The 6,536-nt window shown below is 36.2% G+C and carries 5 protein-coding genes and 1 pseudogene; 2 read left to right on the top strand and 4 right to left on the bottom strand.

Annotation, left to right across the window (positions count from 1 at the left end; genetic code table 11):
• Positions 1-648, top strand: a 648-nt coding sequence (locus tag GBN19_RS15830) for a hypothetical protein (RefSeq protein ID WP_215903492.1), incomplete at its 5' end; no start/stop codon positions are given.
• 124 nt (positions 649-772) lie between these two features.
• Here GBN19_RS15830 and GBN19_RS13905 read toward each other — a convergent pair.
• The 4 genes from GBN19_RS13905 to GBN19_RS13885 form a co-directional block, all read right to left on the bottom strand.
• Entirely contained in the window at positions 773-2,422 is a 1,650-nt protein-coding gene (locus tag GBN19_RS13905; RefSeq protein WP_151778539.1) for a dynamin family protein, read from the bottom strand.
• A gap of 90 nt (positions 2,423-2,512) precedes the next feature.
• Entirely contained in the window at positions 2,513-4,153 is a 1,641-nt protein-coding gene (locus GBN19_RS13900; protein ID WP_151778538.1) for a dynamin family protein, read from the bottom strand.
• A gap of 175 nt (positions 4,154-4,328) precedes the next feature.
• The gene (locus GBN19_RS13895; RefSeq protein ID WP_151778537.1) at positions 4,329-4,940 is read right to left on the bottom strand and encodes a hypothetical protein; all 612 of its coding nucleotides are present in this window, start codon (positions 4,938-4,940) and stop codon (positions 4,329-4,331) included.
• 522 nt (positions 4,941-5,462) lie between these two features.
• Positions 5,463-6,041: a recombinase family protein gene (locus GBN19_RS13885; RefSeq protein WP_151778536.1), complete on the bottom strand. Its 579-nt coding sequence runs from the start codon at positions 6,039-6,041 to the stop codon at positions 5,463-5,465.
• 160 nt (positions 6,042-6,201) lie between these two features.
• Between GBN19_RS13885 and GBN19_RS13880 the strand changes: the two are divergent.
• A pseudogene (locus GBN19_RS13880) lies at positions 6,202-6,375 on the top strand (ABC transporter permease); the annotation flags it as partial.
• Between the last annotated feature and the right edge of the window lie 161 nt (positions 6,376-6,536).

Here is a 6,536-nt window from a genome sequence, read left to right as displayed (position 1 = left end):
ATAGTTGAAGAAAATAATGAAACACTTGTTAGATGTATGTTGGAAAACCCATCATTAATTGAAATTTTACAGTTAAAATTTGTAAATCACTCCAACTCTTGGTTCAGAAGAAGTTTAGCTAAAAATACTAATTTAATAGAAAGAGTGCAACTTACTTTAGCAAGAGATGAAGAAGCCTCAGTAAGAGAAAGTTTAGCTAGTAATACGTCAATTACAAATAATGTTCAGTTAATCCTTGTAAATGATAGTGATGAATCTGTAGTTAAGACATTGGCTGAGAATAAAGGACTTTCGATTGATGCTCAGATAAAAATAATAGAAATTGGAAGTAAAGATATAATATATTATTTGGCTAGGAATGAGAATTTGCATATCAATGTTCAAGAAATTTTATCCAATTTTGACTGTTCTGATTATGATTCTAGAATCATACTAAATAACTTAGCATCTAATAGATGTTTACACCCTAATTTGCAAGAAAAATTAGTATTAAATGATGATTTGCACTCTAATCTGGCATCAAATGTAAATGTAATAGAAAAAGTTCAAAATATATTACTAAGTAAGTCTGATAACTATATTAATGAAATTCTTTATGAAAATATAAATTGCTCTATTTTGAGTAGAAGAGCTATTTTAGAGTCTTGAATTGATTTAAAGCCTTATCTTTTTATAAGATAAGGCTCTTTTAGTGATACTAATTAAGCTTTAATGCAATATATTTAAAAGTATATTTTATCTATTAAACTGAGATATAAGATTGATTTTGGTACTACTGATCCAAATACTCCTTAACCACCTTAGCCAAAGCCATCATTGGTTTTTTAAGATTATCTTGAGGAACATAAAGACGTTCATCACCATTGACATAGAGCTTAGACTCATCCCGATCAAAACGAATGCTACGGATTTGATTGAGCCGAGTCACAAAACGCTTTCCAAGCATGTCTTTGCAATACAGTTCACTATGGGTAAGGAATAGACCATTTTCAGCATTTTTAAAAATGGTGGTGGTATCCACTAAAACCAGTGGATCATCATTATACTTACCGTACTCACCATCACCATCAAAAGCATAAGCTTTGATGGCCTTATCAACTTTTTTACGTACACCGTAAATATCATCAATCAAATAGCTGCCTGCACTTGGGCGGCTAATTTCATCTTCATAACTTTCCAAAATACTTTCCAATGAACGACGAGTAGGTTGTACAGCTTGAGCTTGGTTTCTAATTTGTTCAGCTCGCGCCAATAAATCCTGTGCTTTCTGCATTTCAAGTACTTGGCGTTGACGTTCCTGTTCATCAGCAATTGCTTGAGCTTCTCGTTCAAGTTCGGCCTGATATTGGGCAAGTGCTTCCTGACGTTGCTGTTCAATCGCAAACTGTTGCGCTAAATAATGTTGCCATTGTGTTTCAATATCGACATTTGCCAGTTGCGCTAATTGATAAATTTGTTCAAATAAATTTTTCTGGAAACTATCCAAATCCACCTGATGATGCAGTTCAGAAAGATGGGTTTTAATTTCTGCAAAATATTCAACAAAATTATCCAGTACCGATAAAATCTGTGGCTGAGCATTCCAGTCTTCTAAATATTGATTTAAAAGAGAACGATCAAAGCCTTGAGACTGTCGAGCAGAATAGGTGAGTACTGCTTCCGATTGAATGCCGTGTTGAGTGAGTGTTTGAGCCGTCACAGATTGAATCAGTTCTAAATCAATTTCAGTCTTTTTATCAGCACGGCTAATAATAATCAGTTTGGGAATATCGGCTTTTAGTGTTTTTAGAAATTGTAGGTCACTTTCAGAAATGACACCTTGATCCGCAGAAATCAGCCAAATAATCCGTTGTGCATCATTGAGTTGAACTTTGGCGATGTGGGCATCACAATTTCCTTGCTCAGAGCTTTCAGTATTGCTATAGCCTGGCGTATCGAGGAAAGATAAATTTTGCCAAGGAAAATGAGCTTGCTCTACAATAATTAAATCAATACTGTCGATTAAAGCCTTATCATCCTGCTCAGCATGATGGGTTAAATTTTTAAATTGCTCGGTTGAGAGCGTTTGAGCTTCTCCTGACTTTAGAATTGCAGCAATCCGATTGTCTGTGCCTTGTACCAAATAAGTTGGAATAGAAGTGGTTGGATCAATTTCCACACTCAGTAATTTTTGTCCCAATAGCCCATTAAGAAAACTGGATTTGCCTGCACTAAATGCGCCACCAATACCAATAATAAAACGATTGTTGAGCTGAGGTGATACACAAAGTTTATAGAAATGGTCTAACTCATGCTGAAAATCCAGCCCCAATTGATTTGCCTGATCCAGAGGTAAATGGGTTTTAAATTGGGTAATATTCTGTTTAAAGTATTGCTTAAGCTGTTGGTATCTGTTTTGAACATCGGTATGTATATTTGACATTTTAAAGTCCAATCTATTGATTTTATGATGTGTTGTCTGACAGATCTTATTTATACTGCAAAAATATAAATAAGATCTTCTGGTTAAAAATTAAGCATTAAGTGCTTGAAGAACCTGATTCAGCGTTGTGAGGTCCTGTTGATAGATAGCACGTTGTTGTTCCTGTTCAGCTTCACCTTGTTGTAGTTGTTGCGCCAATTGAGCTAAGGCAAGTTGAGCCTGTTGATATTTTTCATCAATTTGCTGCTGCACATTTTGTTCAACCTGTTGTAACTGTGCCGTTAAAATTTGACGCAAATTTAATTCTACTTGTGCCATAACTTGTGGAATGAGTGTTGCTTGCACATAAGAGCGAGCTTGCTCACGTTGTTCAGCCCGTTGCTGTTCTTTCTGGCTATCAGAAATAAATTTTCCTAAAATTGTGGTAATAATTGGAATAATCACCGCAGCATAAGGGAAGCTTCTTAGCACAATAGGGAGTAGAGTTACTGCACCAGTCAAGATTGTTGTATTCAATCCATCATTGTCAGAAGCTTCAAAATTAAAATTTTGATTGATTTTAAGTTGTTCAGGTAATTCTGATTCAATACGATGTAAATATTTTTCCACCAACGGTTTAAAGTAACGCTCCATACCCTCGGTCATGCCAATACGCACAGAGTAGGTAATCTGTTGTTGAATGTCGCTACCTTGATGAAGCACACTATTAGCGAAACTATCAGTTTCACCTGTTAAACGACTACGGATATGTTGAGTAATCTGTGACAATACATCATTAAAACGGCTGTTAATCTGTTGATGCTCTTGCTTTAATTTTTGCTGAAAGTGCTGCATTTCCTCCTGCATTTCAGTTTGTTTTAACTTCAAACTTTCGAGATCAAGGTTGTCCTGATTATTCAAAACTTCAATATGTTGTTGCAAAGTCGCAATCGTATCTATGGATTGCTTGACCACCGTTTCTTTAAAACGTTGTTCACTACGTTGTTCCAATTCCTGTAAAGCAGCGATAACCGTATCAAAATTTTTACGAGAAGCAGCGACCACATTCAGGTAATTATCGGGTGGTAGGATTGCTTGCACCTGTTGTTTGACCTGCTGTTTAATTGCTTCTATATCTTTGGCAGAACGTTTGTCACTTTTAGAAATAATGACCAGTACAGGCGCTTGATGTAGGGCTAATTCTGCAAGAAAATTTTTAATACTTTCCTTGAGTGTACCCTCCTCAGAACTCACCATAATGCAGTAGGCAAGACTACGTCCGAGATAATGATGAATTGCCTGACTATGTGCCTCTGATTTAGAGTCCAATCCTGGCAAGTCTGCTAAACATAAATGGGGTAAAGACTGGAGTAGTGGATTATTGAGTTTGACCTCAACATGACCATTTGCCCCCAAATCGTCAAAATCTTGAGATTTTAATTGTTCAAAGGATAATTCCTTAACAAACTGATTATCTTTAAACCCTAAAATTTGATCTGTTTCTGCAAAACTGATTTCTGTTGCCAAATTACTAGCTGGGTCTATTTCAACCGCCAATAGTTTTTGAGCCAGTAACGCATTAATTAATGAAGATTTTCCTGCACTAAATGCACCAATCAAAGGAATGTGGACTTTAAAGTTCTGACTATTTTTTGTCAGTTCTTGAAATTTGTTGCTATCAAGCTGGTATTTTTCATACAGGTTTTGAATTTTTGGTAAATCCTGAATGAGTGTTTGTTGCTGTTGAAACATCTTAAACCCTCCTGTTTTTTAAGCACACATCAGTATAACTATTTATAACGAATTGATTTTTAATCTAGTGATGATTATAGGAGATAAATCATTTAAAAAAAAACTGAACCAAAAGGAGTCAGTCTTAGTTTGACGCACTGGTTTGATAAAAATATTCAATTACCTGAAATCTGTACTATTCTTTCAGTGCTTGTGCCAGTTCGGGCATTTCATACTGTTCTAGTATTGTTACCAACTCTTGAAGAACCTTGCGAGTCTCTCTTTCATCAATATTAAAAGTATCCCGATAAATTTCTGACACTTTATTACCAATACCATGAATAAGTTCACCAATGATAGAGGGTTCAACCATACCGTATCCACCACCACGAGGTCGATTAAATATGTCTGAAAGACTAGTATCGTTATTGGACATTGTTGCATTCGATGTAATTAATTTTGCCTTTTGCAATAAAGGAGCCAGTTCAGCAAGTGTGTGCTCAGGCAAAAGATCGCTGAGTTCCTCATCGACTAACCGTAAAATAAGGGCTTGAGTAATGCTGAGTCCCTTGACTGTAGTCTCAATCCGTTTCCAACGCCAGCTATACGGCATACAGTCACGACGACATTCCAGAGGAAATAACTTTTCCAGTAAATTTAAGTCACGCTGAATAGTACGCTGCGTAGCATCAATTTCTTGATTTCTTAAATGAGTTTCTATATCTGCGGTACTCACATATTTGCTATCCAATAAAAATTGAATAATTTTCCATTGTCGGCTGATAACTTTCGATGATTCTTGACTCATGATGTACTCAAGTAATTTTTTGCCAAGTGTAATCGTCTTTTTTATGAAAATTAAGAGGATAAAATATATAGTAGGTCGTAGTTTGACGTACTTAATTGATTGTTTTCTTTTATAATAATCAGCATGTAAAAATAAATTATTTTTAAAAAAGGGACACAACCTGTCCCTATGGCAGGATAGGATGACTGATTATTAATCTTCGGAGGCTGGTTTAATAGATGGAGATGAGTTTTTCATTACAGCATCTAACCTGTATGAGGGTCAACACCAAAGGCAGTACAGTACCGAATATATTCAATGACTGATGTGTGCTGAAAATAAAGGAGGTTTTAACTTGGTAAACTATGCATACTCATCAGGAGTTTACCATGAGCAAGAAACAGAAGACTTACACCGCAGAATTTAAAGCTGAAGGGCTTTGTTGCATAAAGATTTTAAAGATAGAGCTTTCCTAAGTTGTTCAAATTTAAGTTGGACTGCCACCACTCTCCTAAACATTAGAGAGCATCATTTTGAAGCTGCCTAAAACTTTTCTAAACTTATGTCCTTTAAATAACGATACACAGCCTGCCGACTAATCCCAAAAGCTTTCCCCAAAGCAACTTTAGAAGTGTATTTCCCTTCAACCCATGCCTGACGTAAAGCATTAGCCTGATCAGGTTTGAGCTTATGCACACGACCTTTATATTTCCCTTGAGCCGCTGCCAGCTTAATGCCTTCTTTTTGCCGTTCTAAAATAATTTCACGTTCAAACTGAGCAAAAGCTCCCATCAGTTGCAACATCAAGTTATCCATCGGTGTTGCTTGGGCGGTAAAGGTAATTTTTTCTTTGATAAATTGAATCGCAATACCCCGCTTAACCAGTTTGTCCACTTCTTCAACCAGGTCTTTGAGACTTCGTGCAAAACGATCCATCGAATGTACCACCACCATGTCCCCTTCCCGAACATAGTTCAGCATTTCCTGAAATTTAGGTCGGTCTGTATTTTTACCTGAAGCTTTGTCTATGAACAGCCGGTCAATTTCGATGCCTTCAAGTTGGCGTCCAGTATTTTGCTCGACCGAGCTGACTCGGACATAGCCGACTTTTTGACCTTTCATGCGCTTCGCTCCAAATTGACTAAAAATAGCCCAATTTGCCTATTATAAATATTAAACTTTAAAATAACATGTTATGTATGATCAAAAAATATTTAAAAGATACATAAATTTATGAACTTTTATAATGTTACTTTAGGGTATAGCTATTTGCAACAGTGCCCTACAAGTTGCAACCTATGCCAACCCGCTACGTTTTGGTATCGACTTGGTACAGCGAGTTTATTTAGAAGGGGCAACTTTTGCACAGATTAAGTGGGATTTTTTACCAATGTTTGTGCTTGCAATCCTGACTTTACCCTTGGCTGCATGGTTGTTTCGGAATCGCTTGTCCTAGAGTTTTCTATGAGTCGTTGTTATATTTCTCTGTTCATAGGCACCAATTATATTAGACTTCTTTCATAATTGCCTAAACCCTCTTTATTTTTCTCCCTGAGCAAATTGAAAGATTTTTCAATGCGGCGCAAGAAAAATAAAAAGGACTTATGAAAGAAGTCT

It is taken from the genome of Acinetobacter brisouii (assembly GCF_008993995.1).
In the GTDB taxonomy this organism is placed as follows: Bacteria; Pseudomonadota; Gammaproteobacteria; order Pseudomonadales; family Moraxellaceae; genus Acinetobacter; species Acinetobacter brisouii_A.
The sequence above is the reverse complement of the archived record's forward strand: the minus strand, read 5'-3'. Positions and strand labels throughout refer to the sequence as shown.